Annotated in this window: 21 protein-coding genes and 1 tRNA gene; 10 read left to right on the forward strand and 12 right to left on the reverse strand. The window is 66.6% G+C overall.

Translation table 11 applies throughout. The features are described 5' to 3' along the window. A partial coding sequence (locus tag BLQ71_RS24140) for an adenosylhomocysteinase (RefSeq protein WP_139168485.1) occupies window positions 1-346 on the forward strand: 346 nt, incomplete at its 5' end. A gap of 218 nt (window positions 347-564) precedes the next feature. Next, window positions 565-1209 carry a L,D-transpeptidase gene (locus BLQ71_RS24145; RefSeq protein ID WP_069209753.1) on the forward strand — a complete coding sequence of 215 codons (645 nt, stop codon included), beginning with the start codon at window positions 565-567 and terminating at the stop codon, window positions 1207-1209. Between the two features lie 45 nt (window positions 1210-1254). Here the strand turns inward: BLQ71_RS24145 and BLQ71_RS24150 are convergent, their stop codons facing one another. Beyond that, a complete protein-coding gene (locus BLQ71_RS24150) occupies window positions 1255-1527 on the reverse strand; it encodes a hypothetical protein (protein WP_074623559.1) in 273 nt (90 codons plus the stop codon). A gap of 83 nt (window positions 1528-1610) precedes the next feature. Continuing rightward, on the reverse strand, window positions 1611-2216 hold the full coding sequence (locus tag BLQ71_RS24155) for an HD domain-containing protein (protein WP_074623560.1): 606 nt from the start codon (window positions 2214-2216) through the stop codon (window positions 1611-1613). Window positions 2217-2463: 247 nt separating this feature from the next. Between BLQ71_RS24155 and BLQ71_RS24160 the strand changes: the two genes are divergently transcribed. Beyond that, the gene (locus BLQ71_RS24160; RefSeq protein ID WP_043140643.1) at window positions 2464-2805 is read left to right on the forward strand and encodes a DUF2853 family protein; all 342 of its coding nucleotides are present in this window, start codon (window positions 2464-2466) and stop codon (window positions 2803-2805) included. 268 nt (window positions 2806-3073) lie between these two features. Here BLQ71_RS24160 and BLQ71_RS24165 read toward each other — a convergent pair whose 3' ends face one another. After that, complete coding sequence (locus BLQ71_RS24165; RefSeq protein ID WP_043140645.1) at window positions 3074-3472, reverse strand: DUF1761 domain-containing protein; 399 nt, start codon at window positions 3470-3472, stop codon at window positions 3074-3076. 224 nt (window positions 3473-3696) lie between these two features. Here BLQ71_RS24165 and BLQ71_RS26165 point away from each other — a divergent pair, with 224 nt between their 5' ends. Further along, window positions 3697-4023: a hypothetical protein gene (locus BLQ71_RS26165; RefSeq protein ID WP_133065740.1), complete on the forward strand. Its 327-nt coding sequence runs from the start codon at window positions 3697-3699 to the stop codon at window positions 4021-4023. Between the two features lie 6 nt (window positions 4024-4029). Here BLQ71_RS26165 and BLQ71_RS24175 read toward each other — a convergent pair whose 3' ends face one another. From BLQ71_RS24175 to tsaD, 4 genes are read right to left on the reverse strand one after another with little or no spacing between them, the layout of a single operon-like run. Further along, window positions 4030-4449, reverse strand: coding sequence for an EVE domain-containing protein (locus BLQ71_RS24175; RefSeq protein WP_069209751.1), 420 nt, complete (start codon window positions 4447-4449; stop codon window positions 4030-4032). Then, window positions 4449-4718, reverse strand: coding sequence for a YciI family protein (locus BLQ71_RS24180; RefSeq protein WP_074623562.1), 270 nt, complete (start codon window positions 4716-4718; stop codon window positions 4449-4451). The genes BLQ71_RS24175 and BLQ71_RS24180 overlap by 1 nt, the downstream gene beginning before the upstream one ends. A gap of 1 nt (window position 4719) precedes the next feature. Continuing rightward, window positions 4720-5670, reverse strand: a complete 951-nt coding sequence (locus BLQ71_RS24185; RefSeq protein WP_074623563.1) for an NAD(P)H-dependent glycerol-3-phosphate dehydrogenase — start codon at window positions 5668-5670, stop codon at window positions 4720-4722. Beyond that, window positions 5667-6746 (reverse strand): tRNA (adenosine(37)-N6)-threonylcarbamoyltransferase complex transferase subunit TsaD, encoded by a 1080-nt coding sequence (tsaD, locus tag BLQ71_RS24190; protein WP_043140164.1) that lies wholly within the window; start codon window positions 6744-6746, stop codon window positions 5667-5669. Before tsaD ends, BLQ71_RS24185 begins: the two co-directional genes overlap by 4 nt. Before the next feature lie 72 nt (window positions 6747-6818). Between tsaD and BLQ71_RS24195 the strand changes: the two genes are divergently transcribed. The 4 genes from BLQ71_RS24195 to BLQ71_RS24210 all read left to right on the forward strand — a co-directional run bounded on the left by BLQ71_RS24195 (window position 6819) and on the right by BLQ71_RS24210 (window position 10798). Further along, complete coding sequence (locus BLQ71_RS24195; protein WP_074623564.1) at window positions 6819-7538, forward strand: uroporphyrinogen-III synthase; 720 nt, start codon at window positions 6819-6821, stop codon at window positions 7536-7538. Window positions 7539-7586: 48 nt separating this feature from the next. Next, complete coding sequence (locus tag BLQ71_RS24200; RefSeq protein WP_074623565.1) at window positions 7587-9071, forward strand: COG4223 family protein; 1485 nt, start codon at window positions 7587-7589, stop codon at window positions 9069-9071. A gap of 11 nt (window positions 9072-9082) precedes the next feature. Further along, window positions 9083-10630 carry a heme biosynthesis protein HemY gene (locus BLQ71_RS24205; RefSeq protein WP_074623566.1) on the forward strand — a complete coding sequence of 516 codons (1548 nt, stop codon included), beginning with the start codon at window positions 9083-9085 and terminating at the stop codon, window positions 10628-10630. A 92-nt stretch (window positions 10631-10722) separates the two neighbouring features. Then, window positions 10723-10798: transfer RNA gene (locus tag BLQ71_RS24210), tRNA-Thr, on the forward strand. A 31-nt stretch (window positions 10799-10829) separates the two neighbouring features. Here the strand turns inward: BLQ71_RS24210 and nadC are convergent. From nadC to BLQ71_RS24235, 5 genes are all read right to left on the reverse strand, one after another. Further along, window positions 10830-11693: a carboxylating nicotinate-nucleotide diphosphorylase gene (gene nadC / locus BLQ71_RS24215; RefSeq protein WP_074623567.1), complete on the reverse strand. Its 864-nt coding sequence runs from the start codon at window positions 11691-11693 to the stop codon at window positions 10830-10832. 1 nt (window position 11694) lies between these two features. Then, window positions 11695-13230, reverse strand: coding sequence for an L-aspartate oxidase (locus BLQ71_RS24220; RefSeq protein ID WP_074623568.1), 1536 nt, complete (start codon window positions 13228-13230; stop codon window positions 11695-11697). After that, window positions 13227-14198 carry a quinolinate synthase NadA gene (gene nadA, locus BLQ71_RS24225; protein WP_074623569.1) on the reverse strand — a complete coding sequence of 324 codons (972 nt, stop codon included), beginning with the start codon at window positions 14196-14198 and terminating at the stop codon, window positions 13227-13229. Before nadA ends, BLQ71_RS24220 begins: the two co-directional genes overlap by 4 nt. 65 nt (window positions 14199-14263) lie before the next feature. Next, window positions 14264-15175 carry an NUDIX hydrolase gene (locus BLQ71_RS24230; protein WP_074623570.1) on the reverse strand — a complete coding sequence of 304 codons (912 nt, stop codon included), beginning with the start codon at window positions 15173-15175 and terminating at the stop codon, window positions 14264-14266. Window positions 15176-15270: 95 nt separating this feature from the next. Further along, window positions 15271-15915 carry a GntR family transcriptional regulator gene (locus BLQ71_RS24235; RefSeq protein ID WP_074623571.1) on the reverse strand — a complete coding sequence of 215 codons (645 nt, stop codon included), beginning with the start codon at window positions 15913-15915 and terminating at the stop codon, window positions 15271-15273. Between the two features lie 63 nt (window positions 15916-15978). Between BLQ71_RS24235 and BLQ71_RS24240 the strand changes: the two genes are divergently transcribed. Together BLQ71_RS24240 and BLQ71_RS24245 are read left to right on the forward strand one after the other, a co-directional pair. After that, entirely contained in the window at window positions 15979-17037 is a 1059-nt protein-coding gene (locus BLQ71_RS24240) for an AbrB family transcriptional regulator (RefSeq protein WP_083342360.1), read from the forward strand. Then, window positions 17034-18848 (forward strand): gamma-glutamyltransferase family protein, encoded by a 1815-nt coding sequence (locus tag BLQ71_RS24245; protein ID WP_074623572.1) that lies wholly within the window; start codon window positions 17034-17036, stop codon window positions 18846-18848. Before BLQ71_RS24240 ends, BLQ71_RS24245 begins: the two co-directional genes overlap by 4 nt. Window positions 18849-18857: the final 9 nt, after the last annotated feature.

Consider the following 18857-nt stretch of genomic DNA (forward strand, 5'->3'; position numbering starts at 1 on the left):
GACCAACATCAAGGAACAGGTGGACATGATCGAGCTGCCCAACGGGCACCGCATCATCCTGCTGTCCGAGGGCCGTCTGCTGAACCTCGGCAACGCCACGGGTCACCCGTCCTTCGTGATGTCGGCCTCCTTCACCAACCAGGTTCTGGCGCAGATCGAACTCTACAAGAACGGCGACCAGTACGAGAACAAGGTCTACATCCTGCCCAAGCACCTGGACGAAAAAGTCGCCCGGCTGCACCTGGAGCGGATCGGCGTCAAGCTGAGCGAACTGTCCAAGGAGCAGGCCGACTACATCGGCGTGGCGCCCGAAGGCCCGTTCAAGCCCGAGCACTACCGGTACTGAGGAAGCGCGCCATCTGGCGCCCCTGCAACCGCTGGCCGAAAGGCTGGCGGTTGTTTTGCTTCTGGCGCAAATCTGCACGGGCCGCCAAAAGATTTGGTGAAACCCGAAAAACGGGTTTGAGGATCGCGCCGGTTTGCCGTTTTGATAGACAGTGTAATGGAACGGTACGCTGAACTCGGCCGTTGCCAATCTGCTACCCTCGCAAGAAAGCCGCTGTAATGTTTACCCGACGCCAGTTTGTTGCCACTGCCGCTGCGTTAGCCACGCCGGCAATCGCCCGCCCCGCCTTTGCCGCGCCAGGAGACTGGAGCCAGTGGGACGCCCAGGTGACTCCCCCTGAATTCGATCTGGAAACCTCGAATCCCTGGGGTCTGCATCCCCGTTTCCTGCCGCGGAGGGTCTCGGCCAACCCCGGCCTGAAACCGGGTGATATTCACGTCGATGCGGTTGCGCGCTACCTCTATCACATCCAGGGCGACGGAACCGCGATGCGCTATGGCGTGGCGATCGGGCGTGACGGTCTGTACGGACCGGGTGTCTACACGATCAAGCGCAAGGCGAAATGGCCGCGGTGGACGCCTACCGCAGCCATGATTGCCCGAGAGCCGGAGAAATACGCAGCCTGGGCGGACGGGCAGCCCCCCGGCCCGGACAATGCGCTGGGGTCGCGTGCCCTGTATCTTTATGTCGGCAACCGGGACAGCTATCTGCGCATTCACGGCACGCCCGCGCCGCGCTCTATCGGGACGCGGGCAAGTTCGGGCTGTGTGCGGATGGTAATGCCGCACATCAACTACCTGTACGACCAGGTGTCTACCGGCGTGACCGCCTACCTGTATCCCACCGACGGCAGCCCTCTGTAGGACTGTGTGGGCGGCCCCTGACAGGAGGCTGCCTGAGGTCCGCGATCAGGGCCGGGGCCGCGTGCAGATCGGATTGCCTGCGCTGGTGCGCACTGGCAATTCGGTCGTCTCGACGGGGCCTTCATGGGTGTACCAATAACACCCGTCCTCGGACCGCCACCGAACTCTGGTCAGATCCTGGTAGGGGGCGGCGATGGCGGCCACGGCTTCGGGAGCAGTGGACGTGGGGCCAGAGGGTGCACCGCCTCCCGGAACGGGCTCGCAGGCGGCAAGCGCCAGAAGGATGAGAGGGCTGGCGATCAAAAGAGGGCGTGGCATGGCGTAACAATCCGGTACTGAGGTCAACCGGACAGTCGCATTCCGCCCCACCGGCTTCAAGCGGCCACGGACCGGGTCGCGGCTTACTCTGCCAAGCGTGACACGAATCCCTCTCGGATCACCGCCGGGTCATAGGCCTTGCGGGCAAAGACCTCTCGCACCAGCGATTCGAAATGCTCCAGCGGCAGGGTGTCGTACGCCGGGTCGAAACTCGACTGGTCCCAGCGTTCGCAGAAGGCGGCGCAGCTGTCGTAGCAGGGATGATCCTTGAACCGGTCGCGGGCATTGCGGTCCCAGCCATAGTGGTGGCCGTAGTAGAAGCTTTGAAAGATGCCGTGGTGTTCCACCACCCAGGCCACGTCCCAGCGGACGAAGGGCCGGATCACCTCGGCAGAAAACCGGTCATGGTTCTGCGGCGCCAGCCCGTCGCCGACATCGTGCAAGAGCGCGCCGACGATCCAGTCGAGGTCGGCGCCGTCGCGTTCCGCGCGGGTGGCCGATTGCAGCCCGTGGGTCAGCCGGGTGATGCGATACCCTTCGAGGGTGACCTCTCCCTGGCGGCGCAATTCATCCAGCACTCGGTCGGGGGTCAGCGCCAGGTAGGGTTTCTCCAGCCGTTCGAGAAGCTCGTAGTCTTCGCGGGTGCCATCCTTCATCTGGGTAAAGCTGACGGTGCCGGTTTCGGTCATGCGGTGCCCTCCTGGGGTGGGACGCCGGAACGGCGCCCGCCTGTCCCGATCTGGGCCCAAATTGCCACAGAGCGCAAGGTGACTTCACGGAATGCCCGTCGCACCCGGAACAGGGGGAAGAGAGGTGCCGCATTTCCCTTGCCAATAACGCGAATGTGCGGTCACCATGCGATGGCATGGCCGCTTTGGCCGCTAAACAGCACGGACAGCGCCCGCGGAACGCGGCGCATGACACGAGGGAGTGAACATGGGACGTCGCGACGAACTGATCGCCAAATACGCCGAGGACCTGAAGAACAAGTGCGGCATGGAACCGGACATGGACCTGCTGACCAAGGTCACCATCGGCTGTGGTCCGGCCATCTATGACGCGGATGCCTCAACCGTTGCCTCATCGCAGGAGAGCGAGCTGGAAACCGTCAAGGACAACTTCCTGGTCAAGAAGCTGGGCCTTGCGGACGGTCCCGAGCTGATGGACGCAATCGGCAAGGTGATCGAAACCTACGGCCAGTCCGAGCGCAACAAGTACCGTGCCGTGGTCTACTACATGCTGACCAAGCATTTCGGCAAGGAATCCGTCTACGGCTGAGCCGTGGCAGCAGGACCAACCTGTTACGGGGCCTCCGCAGCGCGGGGGCCCTTGTCGTATCCAGAGCTGTGATTCCCCGCAATTGATTGAAATTGCCGGTAGTTCCAGATTGCCGGACGGGCGTGGAAACCGTAGGGTCTAGAGGACTGGCCAGAAAGGCCGGAACCGTAGATTTCAAAACACATGTGGTGCGTAGGGAGCATGTGGGGTGGACGGAGGGTTCCGGGTTTTCCGGGGCCCTCCGTTTTTATACGAGCCCGTGTCGACCTCAGAAGAGTGTCAGCACCAGCCCCATCAGACCGCAGGCCAGCGTCGCATAGCCGCCGTCGATCAACGTCAGCGTCAGGGGGCGCATGGAGTTGGCATTGTTGATCGCGATCCAGGGCGCGATGAAGAACAACCCGATCCCAAGGCCCGACACCAGTCCGGCACCAGCCGTCTCGACGCCGCTGGCGGCAAAGACATGGCGCATCATCCCGGCCACGACCACCTGCATGACAAAGGTCAGGATCATGACACCCGCGCTCATGCCGCCCTGCGGATTGCCGTCCGCGTCCAGTTCCACGCCAGAGGCGGTTTTCCACGGTCCGGCCAGGGCCATGTACCAGACGGCGCCAGCCGCGAAGGCCAGGATTGCAGCGGCAAGACTGTTGACGAATTCAAGCATGGTCATTTCTCCGGCGTGACTTTTCCGCGCATAAAATTACGGGTTTCGAAAAAAGGTTTATCCAGAACCCCTGTTTTCGCGTGGAATATGCTATAGTTTACATTGCGTGATATCTTGAGTCCCCGCAACTTTGACGAGCGCCCACCATACCCGTAGACCTGAAATACTTCCCCGATCTCGACCTGGTGTGGATTCGTCACAACGGACATGTCACGCGTGGAGAATTGCGCGAATTATTCGAACGTTTACATGGGGAAGACTCGCCAGAAGCCCCTGGAAAGAATTTCACCGACCTGGCCGAGGTCGCCGAGGTGGAGTTCGGGTTCCGCGAGCTGCACTGGCATTCCCTTCGCCTGCAGGATCGGCTGCGCTCCCGCAACCAAAGGTTGCTTGACTCGGTTCATGCTCCTGGCGGCGTTTCCTTTGGTCTCGCCCGCATTTACCAGCAGGTCGTCGACCCCGAGGGGCCTTTGCAGGTGCATGTCAACGACGAACGCCGACAGGCACTTGCGGCACTTGCCCTGCCGCATATCCCCGACGAACTGCTGTGACGCGGATCAGGTGGACAGGCCCGCCAGTCCGCAGATGACCTGCCATTCCTCTTCCGAAACCGGCTGAACCGACAGTCGGGAGTTCTTGACCAGCACCATTTCCGCCAGCCGGGGATCCTCTTTGATCTGGTCCAGAGTGACCGGCGTCGCGGCGGATTCCAGCGCCATGATGTCCACGCATTCCCAGCGATCATCATCCGTGGTGCTGTCGGGATGTGCCTCGGCGATCACCTCGACGGTGCCGACAATCGCCTTTTCCTTTTGCGAATGGTAGAAAAAGCCCCGGTCGCCCTTTTCCATCTCCCGCATGAAATTGCGGGCCTGGTAATTCCGGACCCCGTCCCATTCTTCGCCAGCGTTGCCCTTGGCCTGCTGGTCCTGCCAGGACCAGGTCGAGGGTTCGGACTTGAAGAGCCAGTAGCGCATCAGATCACCTTTTTCCAAGCGGTCAGGGTCACGCTCTGGAACAGGCCGGCCCTGGCATAGGGATCGTTTGCCGCCCATTCTTCGGCCGCTGCTTTGTCGGCGACGTCGAGGATCACCAGAGAGCCGATCATGGCGCCCTCGTCGTCCAGCAGCGGCCCTGCCTGAGAGACGACCCCGGTCGATTTGAGGTAGTCCAGGTGGGCGTCGCGCGTGTCCTTTCGGATCTGCAGGGCGCCGGGTTTGTCATGGGCGATCAGGGCAATCAGCATGTCATTCATCCTTGAGTGGTCGGGAAAGCAGGGTGTCCATCGCCTGGCGCACGGTCAACCGCCCCTGGGACAGGTCGGCCACCACGGAACAGACGGGCAGGGGCAGGTCCAGTTCTGTGGACAGCCGGGCGGCGGCGCGGGCGGTGGCCGCGCCTTCGACGGTCACGGAGGGGTCGAACTCCTCTCCTCGTCCCAGCGCCAGGCCAAAGCGATAGTTGCGCGACCCGTCAGAGGTGCAGGTCAGCGTCAGGTCGCCCAGGCCGGACAGGCCGGTGAGCGTTTCCGGGCGCGCGCCGAGCCGGGCGGACAGGCGCATCATCTCGGCAAAGCCCCGGGTCATCAGGGCCGCGCGGGCGCTGTCGCCCAGGCCCGCGCCGATGCAGGCGCCGCAGGCGATGGCGATCACGTTCTTCAGCGCGCCGCCCAGTTCCGCTCCGATCATGTCATCGCTGCGATAGAGCCGAAGGACCGGCGTCGACAGTTGTTCCTGCAGCGCCCGCCCCCTGGGTTCATCGCCACAGGCCAGCGTCAGCGCCGTCGGCAGGCCGCGCGCGATGTCGCCGGCAAAGCTGGGGCCGGTCAGAACGGCGGGCACCGCGCCGGGTTGGTGCCGGGCGATCAGGGCCGACGGCCCGACGCCTTCGGCCAAGTCGATCCCCTTGCAGCAGGCGACCAGCGCGTGCCCGTCCAACGGCGTGGCAATCCGGTCCAGCAGGGTCGAGAGCTGTTGCATCGGCACCGACAGCAACAGCGTGTCGCGACTGGCGGCCTCGTTCAGGTCGCCGGTGACAGTGACGGCATCTGGCAGGGTCACACCGGGCAGGCGCGGGCTTTGCCGTGTGTCATGCAGGCCGGTCACATCCCGCGCCCAAAGCGTCACCGCGCGCTTGCGCCCCAGCGCGACCGCCAGCGCCGTGCCAAAGGCGCCACCCCCGAGGACCGCGATGCTCATGCCTTGGCGCCTTTCTTGCCGGAGCCGACCAGGGGCGCTGCGCTCTTGTCCAGTGGCCAGCGGGGGCGCGCGGACAGGCTCATGTCATGGGTGACACCCGCGGCCAGCAATTCGCCCCCCGCATAGGCGATCATCGCCGCGTTGTCCGTGCACAGCCGCAGCGGCGGGGCGGTGAACCGCACACCTGTCTCGGCGCAAAGCGCCTGCAGCGACCCGCGCAGAGACTGGTTCGCGGCAACCCCCCCGGCAACGGCCAGGGCCGGTTCCGACGGGGCCTCATCGAGGTAGAGCGCGATCGCGCGGCGGGCCTTTTCGGTCAGAACGTCCCGCACCGCCGCCTGGAACCCGGCGCAAAGGTCGGACACGTCCTGCGCATGAAGACCGCCCTGATCGGCGATCAACTGGTCCCGCTGGCGCAAGAGCGCGGTCTTCAGTCCGGAAAAGCTCATGTCGCAGCCGGGACGGTCCAGCAGCGGGCGGGGAAAGCGGAACCGGCGTTCATCGCCCGCGCGGGCCCGGGCCTCGACCGAGGGACCGCCGGGTTGCGACAGGCCCAAAAGGCGTGCGGTCTTGTCAAAGGCCTCTCCGGGCGCGTCGTCGATGGTGCCGCCCAACCGGGAGAAATCCTGCGCGCCGCGCACGATCAGGAACTGACAATGGCCGCCAGAGACCAGCAACATCAGATAGGGAAAGGCCAGCCCGTCGGTCAGACGGGGCGTCAGCGCATGGCCTGCAAGGTGGTTCACCCCCACCAGTGGCACGCCCAGCCCGGTTGCCAGCCCCTTGGCCAGCATCACCCCCGAGAGGACCCCGCCGATCAATCCCGGTCCGGCGGTCACCGCCACGGCGTCGACCTGTTGCAGCGTCACGCCTGCCTCGGCCAGGGCTTCCTCGACACAGGTATCCAGCCGCTCGGCGTGGGCGCGGGCGGCGATTTCCGGAACGACACCGCCAAACTCCGCGTGCAGCTCGTTCTGGCCCTTCACGACAGAGGCCAGCACCTCGCGCCCGCGCAGCAATGCGGCGGCGCTGTCGTCACAGCTGCTTTCGAGGCCCAAGATCAGGGGAGAGGTCATCCGGCGTTCCCGTTGCGCTTTACGGCGTCTGCAAGTACCACCCGGAAAGGCGCCCCACAATCCCGGAGGCCCATGCCCGACGCCTTGCCCGTTCTCCTGCTGACCCGGCCACAGGCCGCGTCCGAGCGTTTTGCCGCGCGGCTGCGGCAGGACGGCCTGAAATTCCGTGCCGTCATCTCTCCGCTTTTTGCCGTCGAAGTCACCGGGCCGCTGCCGAACGTGTCGCAGGCGCGAGGGCTGATCTTTACCTCGGCCAATGGGGTCATGGCCTGGCAGGTGCTGGGCGGGCGCACCGATCTGCCGGTGTTTGCGGTGGGTCCGGCGACGACGCGAGCCGCCGAAGCGGCGGGGATGCATGCGCAGGAGGGCGGGGGTTCGGCAGAGGAGCTTATCCGTCATATCATTGCGCAGCGGCCCCCGGCCCCCCTGGTGCATCTACATGGGACCCATGTGCGCGGCGACATCGCCGCCCGGTTGAGTGCGGCGGGCATCGCCTGCACGGGCGCCGCGATCTATGATCAGCCGCCTTGCCCCTTGAATACAGAGGCCCGCGCCGCACTTGATGGGCAGGTTCCGGTGGTTGCCCCGGTGTTCTCGCCCCGGACGGGCGAATTGCTGGCGAAGGAATGCGCAAAGGCGCCTCTTCTTGTCGCGGCCATGAGTCAAGCTGTGGTCAACGCGCTCATGCCGCTGCATAAAAGGAACCTGAAAGTGGCTGAGCGGCCCGAGTCGGAGGCAATGAGGGAGGTTGTCTCGGACCTTCTGAACCGGGCGCTGGCCAGAGACTATTGACCCGGTCCATCTGCCTGGACCGACATGCATTCGAGGGGAAACGATAAAGTGGCGAAGTCTAAGAAGGATACCCCGACGGACAAGGGTAACGCCGCAGACAGCCTGCCCGAGGCGGACACCCTGAAATCCGGCGCTGACGACGCGGCGGAGGACAGTCTTGCCGCCGACGCCGGCGAGGACAGCCTGGCCGGAACGGACCTGCCCGAGACCGAGGGTGATGACACCCTGGCACCGGAAGACGACAGGCTGACCGCCGATGCGTTGGAAACCGGCGATCCCGCCGACACCGACCCGGATGCAGACCCTGCCCCCACCGAAGAGCCCGTGCCGCACGAAGGCGGCGACGTGGCCGCCGGGGCCTCTGACGATACGCTTTCAGACGACGCCGTGCCATTCGAGGACACCCTGGACACCGCCGCCGCGCCACCGGCAGAGCCGCAGGTTGTCCGCGAAACCGTGGTCGAGCGCAAGGGCGGCTTTGTCCCGATGCTGTTGGGCGGTGTCGTCGCCGCCGGGCTGGGCTATGCCGCCGGCGCCTATCCCGACCTGCCCTTCATCGGGTCGCAATCCGCCGAGGAAGATCCCTTTGTCACCCAGACGCTTGCTGCACTGCGCGACCAGGATGACCGGATCGCGGCGCTGACCAAGCGCGCCGATGCCACGGATGATGCCGTTGCAGGCATCGACCTTGGCCCGCTGGGCAACAGTGTGACCGCGCTGGAAACCGGGCTGGGCGCACTGAGGACCGAGCTGACAGAGACGCAGGATCAGCTGACCGGGCTGGGCACCCTGATCACCGACCTGGATCGCCGCATGACCGCGCTGGAAAAGCAGCCGCTCAAGGATGCCGTCTCGCCCGAGACCGTGGCCGCCTACGAGCGTGAGCTGGAGGCGCTCAAGGCGCAGGTCACGGCACAACAGGCAGACCTGCTGGCGGCGCAGAAGGAACAGCAGGCGGCGATGGATGCCGCGCGCAAGGAAGTCGAGGCGATGGCCGCCCGTGCCCGTGCCTCGGAAGAAAGCGCTGAGACCCGCGCCAAACTGGCCGCCAGCCGCGCCGCGCTGGCCGATCTGACGACCCGGGCCCGCGACGGCCAGCCCTACGCCGAACCGCTGGCGGTGCTGACCGGCAACGGCGTGGATGTGCCAGGGCCGCTTGTCGAAGGTGCCGAAGAGGGGCTGCCCACCGCCTCTGCCCTGATCTCGTCCTTCCCCGATGCCGCCCGCGATGCGCTGGCGGCGGCGCGGGCAGCGGGTGCCGACGGTGCCGAGGCGGGCAGCGTCGCAGGGTTCTTCCGCTCGCAATTGGGCGCGCGCTCGGTCACGCCACGAGAGGGGAACGACCCCGACGCGGTGCTGTCGCGGGCCGAGGCCGCGCTGCGCGGCGGCGACCTGGACACCACGCTTAGCGAAATCGAAAGCCTGCCCGAAACGGCACGCGCTGAAATGTCAGACTGGGTGGCCCAGGCCACGCTGCGGCGCGACGCTCTCGCCGCCGCGGCCGATCTCTCCCAGCAACTGAACCAGGAATAAGGGTCGGCATCATGCTTTGGTCACTCATCAAGATCGTTGTCTTCGTCGCGCTGGTCGGCGCGCTGGCCCTTGGCGCGGGCTACCTGCTCGAAAGCCAGGGCGGGGTGCAGGTTACCGTTGCCGGGATGGAATACACGCTTGGCCCGCTGCAATCGGTCATGGCGGCCGTCGTGCTGGTCTTTGCCGTCTGGCTGTTCTTCAAGCTGGCGGGTCTGATTATCGCCACGCTGAAGTTCATCAACGGCGACGACACTGCGCTCAGCCGCTATTTCGACCGCAACCGCGAGCGCAAGGGATACGAGGCACTGTCCGAAGGCCTGATGGCGCTGTCTTCCGGCGAGGGTCGTCTTGCCATTGCCAAGGCGAACAAGGCTGAGAAATACCTGCACAAGCCGGAACTGACCGATCTGATCACCGCGCAGGCGGCAGAGATGGTGGGCGACAACCGCAAGGCCGAAGAGGTCTACAAGCGCCTGTTGAAGAACGACACCACGCGTTTTGTCGGCATCCGCGGGATCATGAAGCAGAAGCTGGCCTCGGGCGACACGGACACGGCGCTGCAACTGGCCGAGCGCGCCTTCGCGATCAAGCCCAAGCACGTCGAGATCCAGGACACGCTGCTGCAATTGCAGGCCGAGAAACACGACTGGTCCGGCGCGCGCAAGACCCTGCAGGCCAAGCTGAAACACGGTGCCCTGCCGCGTGATGTCTACAAGCGGCGCGATGCGGTCCTGGCGCTGTCGGCGGCCACTGACATCGACGATGCCGAGGAGAGCGGCAAGGCGGCGGAAACGGCGATCGAGGCCAACCGCGCCTCGCCCGACCTGGTGCCCGCCGCCGCGATGGCCGCCCGCGCCTACATCGCGCAGGGCCGCAAACGCAATGCCATGAAGGTGCTCAAGAAGGCCTGGGAGGCGCATCCGCACCCCGACCTGGCCGCCGCCTTTGCCGAGATCGAGCCCGAGGAGACCCCGGATCAGCGCGTGCAGCGCTTTGTCCAGCTGACCCGCATCCAGCCCGACCACCGGGAGACCAAACTGCTCAAGGCCGAGCTGAACCTCGCGGCCGAACACTTCCCCGAGGCGCGCCGCGCGTTGGGCGATTTGCCGGACAAGGATCCGGATGCCCGGGTTCTGGCGATCATGGCCGCCGTCGAAAAGGGCGAGGGCGCGAAGGACGCGGTGGTGCGTGGCTACCTTGCCAAGGCCCTGACCGCACCCCGTGGTCCGCAGTGGGTCTGCGATAAGTGCAATACGATCCACGCGGAATGGACGCCGATCTGTTCCAACTGTTCGGCCTTCGACACGCTCAGCTGGACGACTCCGCCGCAGTCCGAGGTCGTGCTGCCCGCTGGCGCCGACATGCTGCCGCTGCTCATCGGCGGTGCGCTGGAAGACAAGGCCGAGGATGCCGGCGAAGAGGCCGGGCCCGATGTGATCGACCTGGGCCCCGAGGCCCCTGCCAGCGCCGCCCCGACGGATGCCAAGGCCCCCGACGCCGGACCCGAGGATGCCGAGGTCATCGAGCTCGAAGACCCCAAGAAGGAAGGCGCAAAATAGCCCTTCCCCTCGCGCGGCCCGTTTGCTAATAGGCCGCGCACTGACACCGATCAGCCCTGCTTTGGGCGGTTTTGATCTGTGCAGGGAAGATGGCCGGTGTAGCTCAGCTGGTAGAGCACGTCATTCGTAATGATGGGGTCGGGGGTTCGAGTCCCTTCACCGGCACCACCTTCCCCCGGATCCGGCGCAAGCCTGGTCCTTAGCTTTCCGCGACAGAGACGAAGTCCAGACCGATGTCCAGCGTCGGCGCGCTATGCGTGATCCAGCCAAGCGAAATCAGGTCTACGCCGCTGGCCGCAACCGTGGCGGCGGTGTCGGGGGTGATGCCGCCAGAGGCCTCGGTGATCGCGCGACCCGCGACCATCTCCACCGCCTTGCGCAGCGTGTCCGGGTCCATGTTGTCCAGCAGAACCGCGTCGGCGCCGATCTCCAGCACCTCGCGCAGCTGGTCCAGAGTGTCGACCTCGATCTCAATCTTGACCATGTGGCCGGTCGCGGCGCGCGCGGCCTCCAGCGCCGGACGGATGCCGCCCGCGATGGCGATGTGGTTGTCCTTGATCAGCACCGCATCGGCCAGCGAATAGCGGTGATTCATGCCGCCGCCCGCGCGAACGGCGTATTTTTCCAGCGCGCGCAGGCCCGGTGTGGTCTTGCGGGTACAGACGATGTTGGCCTGCGTCCCGGCAACCGCCTGCACCAGGCCCGCGGTGACGCTGGCGATCCCCGACAGGTGCCCCATGAAGTTGAGCGCCGTGCGTTCGGCGGTCAGCAGGCTGCGCGACGGGCCTTCGAAGGTGGCGATCCGGGCACCGGGGGTGACGGGGGCGCCATCCTGCAGGTGGCGCGTGACCTCGATGGCCGGATCGACCAGGGCACAGGCCAGCTCGGCACAGTCCAGCCCGGCGATCACGCCGGGCTTGCGGGCGACGGCGGTGACGATGGAACGGTGCCCGTCCGGGATCACCACCGCCGAGGTGATGTCCCCGGCAAGGCCAAGATCCTCTTCCAGCGCGGTGCGCAGGGCGGGTTCGATCACCGGGCGGGGCAGGGGGACAAGCGTCATGTCAGGCACTCCGGGGCAGGGGATGGGTCGTCTGCTGTTCCGCGACGGCCATGATGTCATCAAGGGTCATCCGGCAGGATGTGCTGCCGGGGAGAGGATCGGGATAGTCGGTGCGCGCATGGGCACCGCGCGATTCCTCGCGCAGCAGGGCAAAGGTCGCGATGGCAAGGCCGATGATGGCCGGGTCGGCAGAGGCGCCGGTGCCCTGGGCGAGGGGCAGCAGATCGGCCAAGGCCGTGCGCAGGCTTTTGTCGTCGCGGAGCAGGCCGAGGTTCTCGGACACGGTCCGGCGCACCGCAGCACTGTCCGCCACCGGGGGCAGGGACACGGGCGACAGGCTGGCACCGCTCGGCCCGGCAGCAGGCTGGCCCGCGATATCCTGGGCGGCGCGTTGCCCCATGACCACCGCTTCCAGCAGAGAGTTGCTGGCCAGCCGGTTCGCCCCGTGAAGGCCGGTGGCGGCGCATTCGCCGATGGCCCAGAGGCCGGGCAGGCTGGTCCGGGCGTGAGTATCCGTATGGATGCCGCCCATGTGGTAATGCGCCGCCGGGCGCACGGGAATGGGTTGTTGCGCAGGGTCGATTCCGGCCGCCTGGCAGAGCCGCGCGATCCCGGGGAACCGCTTGGCAAACCCCGCGCCCAGTGCCGGGCTGGCGTCCAGGAAAACGCGGCTGCCGCGCGCGATCTGGGCGGCGATGGCACGGGCCACGACATCACGCGGGGCAAGCTCGGCGCCGGGCGTGTCGGCCATGAACCGCGTGCCCTCGGTGTTGATCAGCACCGCGCCTTCGCCCCGGACGGCCTCCGAGATCAGGCCCAACGGCGTGCCCTGCGCATCCAGCGCGGTGGGGTGGAATTGCACGAATTCCATGTCCGACAGCTGGGCCCCGGCGCGGGCGGCGAGCATGACGCCCTGGCCGTAGTTGCCCACGGGGTTGGTGCTGGCATCGTACAGCCCACCCAGCCCGCCGGTTGCCATCACGACGCGGGACGTGGACAGCAGCCGGCCGTCATTCAGCAGGACGCCACGCATAGGCCCGTCGCGCCGGACCAGCCGCACCACCTCGGCCCCGGTCAGGACGGAAATCGAGGGGCAGCGGCGGACAGCCTCGGCCAGGGCACGGGTGATGCCCGCACCGGTGCCGTCGCCGTCGACGTGCAGGATGCGTTTGCGCGAATGCGCGGCCTCCAGCCCCCGGGCGAAATCGCCCTCCGGCGTGCGATCGAACCGGACACCATGCGCCTCCAGCGCGGCGATGGCCCCGGGGGCGCCGCTCAGAACGGTTTCTGCCACCTCTGGATCACAAAGACCGGCCCCGGCAGCCAGGGTATCCGCCAGGTGCAGCGCCACGCTGTCATCGGTGCCGAGGCAGGCCGCGATGCCGCCCTGCGCCCACTGGCTGGAGCTTTCCTGCCCCAGCCCGGCACGCGTGATCAGCACCACCGGCTGCGGCGCCAGTTCCAACGCGCAGATCATCCCGGCGATGCCGCCGCCGACGACCGTGACCCGGTCGCCGTCCTGGCCAAGCCGGATCATTTTACGGCAAGCATCCGTTCGACGGCGCGCCGTGCGTCCTCGGCGATGGCGGCGTCCACCGTGACCTCGTGGTGGGTCTGTTCCAGCGCCTCGCGGATATTGCCCAGGCTGATCCGCTTCATGTGCGGGCACAGGTTGCAGGGACGCACGAATTCCACGTCCGGGTGATCCACCGCCACGTTGTCGCTCATCGAGCATTCGGTCAGCAGCACGACGCGGCCCGGCTTCTTCTCACCGACGTACCCCGACATGACGGCGGTCGAGCCGGAGAAATCCGCCTCTGCCACCACTTCGGGCGGGCATTCCGGGTGCGCCAGGATGGTGACGCCGGGGTAGGCCTCGCGCATGCCGCGCACGTCGTCGGCGGTGAACAGCTCGTGCACTTCGCAATGGCCGTTCCAGGCGATGATCTCAACATCGGTTTCGCGGGCCACGTTCCGGGCCAGGTATTCGTCCGGGATCATCAAGACCTTGGGCACACCCAGCGATTCGACCACTTCCTTGGCATTGCCCGAGGTGCAGCAGATGTCCGAGGCGGCCTTCACCGCGGCGGAGGTGTTCACATAGGTGATGACCGGCACGCCGGGATGCGCCTGTCGCAGCAGGGCGATGTCCTCGGGGGTGATCGAATCGGCCAGCGAGCAACCGGCGCCCATGTCGGGGATCAGCACGGTTTTTTCCGGGTTCAAGAGCTTGGCCGTCTCGGCCATGAAATGCACGCCCGCCAGCACGATCACGTCGGCCTCGACCTCGATCGCCTTGCGCGCCAGCGCCAGGCTGTCGCCCACGATGTCGGCAACACCGTGAAAGATTTCCGGCGTCTGGTAGTTGTGCGCCAGGATCACCGCGTTCTTTTCCCGTTTCAGGTCAAGGATGGCGGCAATGTCGTCCTCGTAGCGGATCCAGTCCGGTTCCGGGACGATCTTGCTGACCCGGTCATAAAGTTCGGGAAGGCGAAGGTAGGTCATGACGGCTCCTTATACTCTGGATGAGTACATCTGGAGCCGCTTGATATTCTCAACTAGAGTTTATGTCAATGCCGTGACACGGGCAGTCTTGGGCCTGCCAGGGCCTGGGCCTGCAGGACCGTCGGTCGATAGCGGTACAGCTTGGCCGGACGGCCCCCCGTCCCGCTGGACATCTCGCCGGTTTCCTCGACCAGTTCCTGCTGGTCGATCTGGCGGCGAAAGTTCGGTTTGTGCAGGCGCAGGCCCGACAGCGCCTCGACCGTGCGTTGCAGGTGCAGCAGGGTAAAGCTGTCCGGCATCAGTTCGAAAACCACCGGGTGATACTTGATCTTGGCGCGCAGGCGCGCGATCCCGGTCGCCAGGATACGCCGGTGATCCCCTGTCATGGGCCGCCCGAAACCCTCGATCGCCGGGCGCGAGGGGCTTTCGGCCAGACCGGCCTCGTACATCAGTTCATAGCGTTGCAGGGCAAGGTCCTCGTTCCAGGGCAAGCCATTCTGCCCGAACAGGAAATCGACACGCTCCCGGCGCAGGGAATCCGCCCCCGCCCAACTGTCCAGCCGGTCCGCGATGCTGTCCAGGACAGCGGGACGCCGGTCGCGGTGGTCCTCCCAAGGGAAATATTCGTACCAGCCGTGCCACTGTGGCTGGCCGGTGCCCGGAGTCACCTGTTCCCGCACAAGCCCGAGGTAGCCGATAGAGATCCGCCGGGCCGCGCCTGCCTCGGAAGGGGCCTCTCTGTCACGGTCGGCAAAGGTGTAAAGCTGTTCGAGGTAGCCGACCGGGTGGCTCGTCTGGCTTTCGATCCAGTCGCGCAACCCGCTTTGCAGGCTGCGGTGCTGCGACTCGAAGGGGCCGGAGGGCAGAGCCTCGCCCGCGCGCAGGGTCATCACGCGCGGTTCGTTGTCCGTCACCGCCACGAGGACGGCGATCAGGTCAGCATTTGCCAGCCCCGCGCGCAGTTGGACGCCTGTCATGCTCTTGTCTTCCAGCCAGGATGAATGCCCAAGTACCTGTCAGAAGTCCCGGCGCGAGACAAGGCGCGAGGCCCGCAATGCGGACCTGGCGCGGTTCAGCCCCGGCGCAGCTGGCGCAACCGGGCGCGGTGCGCGGCGGCGATATGGGCCCGCATCGCCTGTTCCGCGGCATCCTGGTCCCTCGCTTGCAGACCTTCCAGGATCGCCGCGTGTTCACGCAGGGCATCCTCGGCGCGTTCTTCTTCACGCAAGGTCGTGGGACCCAGGATCAGCAGCGTGGTGTGGATCGAGGCGACCGCCTTCATCAGGAAACGGTTGCGCGCGGCATCCAGAAGCGCCGCGTGAAATTGCCGATTGAGCACAAAGGGATCGCCATCGCCGGCGGCCATCGCGGCGTGAATGTCGGCCAGTTCCGCAAGTTCCACCTCTGACGCCGCGCGCGCGGCAAAGCGCGCCGCGGTGCCTTCCAGCACCGTGCGCATGTCGTAGAGTTCGGAGATTTCCGCGTGGTCCAGCCTGCGAATCGCTGCGCCGACGCGCGGCACATGGGTCACGACGCCGTCGCTTTCCAGCTGGCGGATCGCCTCGCGCACCGGGGTCCGGGAAAAGCCCAGCCGCTTGGCCAGCTCGACTTCCATCAGCCGGTCGCCCGGCATCAGGTGCCCGGCGCGGATCTCGTCGAGGATCCGGCGATAAGCCTCCTGTCCCTGCGACAGCTCAATCGGTTTCTCGTCGGTCATGCTGTGCTCCTTGCGCACGTTGAATACCTGTGTATACACAAGGATGCAAGACAGGAGTGCATCATGCCCGACCGTCCCCGTACCGCCACCTCTCGCCGGATAGAGACCGCGCTGACCGCCGCCATCGGGGTCGCGCTGTTCACGTTGCTCGGCTTGCCGCTGCCGTTCCTCTTCGGTCCGCTGGCGGCCTGCCTGCTTGCGGCGCTGGCGCAACGGCCCATGCAGGGCTTCGGGCAGGTCTCGAAGGGGTTTCGCACGATCCTGGGCGTCGCGGTCGGGGCCTCGCTGACGCCGGACGTCGTGGCGGCCCTGCCCAGCATGGCGGCATCGCTGGCCTTCATCCCGCTTTACATCCTTGTCATCGGACTGATCGGGGTTCCCTATTTCCACCGGGTCCACGGGTTCGACCGTGTCACAGCCTGGTACGCGGCCATGCCCGGGGGCCTGCAGGACATGATCATCTTTGGCACCGAGGCAGGCGGCGATCCCCGGGCCCTGTCGCTGATCCATGCGACGCGCGTGATGATCATCGTCACCGTCGCGCCGATGATCCTGACCTTCGGTTTCGGCTCTGCGTTGACCAACGACATTGGTGCGCCCGCCGCCGAGATCCCGCTGCACGAGCTGGCCCTGATGGCCGCCGCCGCGTTGATCGGCTGGAAGGGGGGCGAACGGATTGGCCTGTTCGGGGCCTCGATCCTGGGGCCGATGATCGTCACCGCCGTGCTCAGCCTGTCCGGTTTCATCCATGCGCGCCCCCCGGCCGAGGCGATCCTTGCGGCGCAGTTCTTCATCGGGGTCGGGATCGGCGTGGGCTATGTCGGCATTACCCTGGGCGAGTTGCGCCGGGTGGTTCTGGCGGGTGTGCTGTTCGTTCTGATCCTCGCCGTGCTGGCGGCGATCTTTTCGGAAATCGTAGTCTTGCTGGGTCTTGCGCCGCCGGTCGAGGGGTTCCTTGCCTTTGCCCCGGGCGGGCAGGCAGAGATGACGGTGCTGGCCATCGTGGCGGGGGCTGACCTCGGCTTTGTCATCGTGCATCATCTGACCCGCGTCTTCCTCGTGATCACCGGGGCGCCTCTGGCCGCCCGGTTCCTGATGAAACCCCGAAAGGACCGTCCATGAGTTTTACCACCCGCCCCGAATTGCAGGGCACCTTTGGTGTCTGCGCCTCGACCCACTGGATCGCCACGGCGGTCGGGATGCGTATGCTGGAGGCGGGCGGAAACGCCTTTGACGCCGGGGTGGCGATGGGCTTTGCCCTCAACGTGGTCGAGCCGCACCTGAACGGCCCCCTGGGCGACATGCCCGCGCTGGTCTGGCCCACCGGGGCCGAGGCGCCGCAGGTGATCTGCGGGCAGGGCACGGCGCCCGCCGGGGCGACTTTGGACCATTACCGCGCCGAGGGGCTGGAGCTGATCCCCGGTTCGGGCCTTTTGGCGACGGTGATCCCGGGGGCCTTCGACGCCTGGATGGTCATGCTGCGCGACCACGGCACGATGACCCTGCGAGAGGTGCTGGAACCGGCGATCTTCTATGCCGAAGAGGGGCACCCGGTGCTTGCCAGCGTGTCCGCCATGATCGCCCAGAACGCCGAGTTGTTCCGCGACCACTGGCCAACCTCCGCCGCGACCTGGCTGCCGGGCGGGGAAGCGCCTGCGCCGGGCAGCGTGTTCCGCAACCCGGAGCTTGCCGCGTTCTGGCGGCGCCTGCTGGACGAGGCCGAAACGGCCGAGGGCCGCGAGGCCCAGATCGAAGCGGCGCGCAGGGCTTTCTACGAGGGCTTCGTCGCCGAGGCCATCGACGATTACCTGCGGGACGCCTGCGTGATCGACGGCACCGGCGTTGCGCGCAAGGGTGTCCTGACCGGGCAGGACATGGCGGGCTGGCGCGCCACGACGGAACAGGCCGTCTCGGTCGACTACCACGGCTGGCAGGTCTGGAAGCCCGGGCCCTGGTCGCAGGGGCCGTCCCTGCTGCAATCCCTGCGCCTGCTCGACGCGCTGGGGTTCGGCAAGGAAGACCCGTATTCCGACGCCGCCGTGCATCGCATCACCGAGGTGCTGAAACTGTCGATGGCTGACCGCGAGGCCTATTACGGCGATCCCGACCATAGCGCCGTGCCGCTGCAAACGCTTCTGTCCGTCGATTATGCCCGCGCCCGTGCCGGCCTGATCGGCAGCATGGCCAGCCTGGAGCAGCGTCCGGGGATGGTCGATGGGCTGGAGGCGCAGGCAGAGGCCTTCATGGCTCGTGCGGCAAGGATGCGTGCGACCGATGCCGGGATTGGCGGTGGAGAGCCGACCTTCTCGCACCTGGCTCCCACGCCGGAGGCGCCCAAGGGCCCGGACGAAGGTGACACCGTGCATATCGACGTCATCGACCGCTGGGGCAACATGGTCTCGGCCACGCCGTCGGGCGGGTGGTTGCAGTCGAACCCGGTGGTGCCGGGGCTGGGCGTGCCGCTGAACAGCCGGGCGCAGATGTTCTGGCTGGAAGAGGGGCTGCCGACCTCGCTGGCACCGGGGCGCCGCCCGCGCACCACCCTTACCCCCTCGATGGCCCTGCGGCCCGACGGCACGCGGCTGGCCTTTGGCACGCCGGGCGGCGACCAGCAGGACCAGTGGCAGCTGATCTTCCTGCTGCGCCTTGTCCATCAACAGATGAACCTGCAGGAAGCGATCGACGGTCCTCTGTTCCACAGCCAGCATCTGCAAGCGAGCTTTTATCCGCGCGGCTGCAAACCCGGTGTCCTGATGATTGAACCGAACTTTCCGCAGGCCACGCTGGACGCGCTGCGCGCGCGGGGGCACCTGCTGACGGAGGCTGCGCCGTGGTCCATCGGGCGCCTGACAGCGACCAGCCGCAGCCCCGAGGGCCTGCTGAAGGCGGCGGCCACGCCACGGTTGATGCAGGCCTACGCGGCGGGTCGCTGACCGGGTCGC

The organism is Antarctobacter albus (assembly GCF_900101505.1).
Lineage (GTDB): Bacteria > Pseudomonadota > Alphaproteobacteria > Rhodobacterales > Rhodobacteraceae > Antarctobacter > Antarctobacter albus.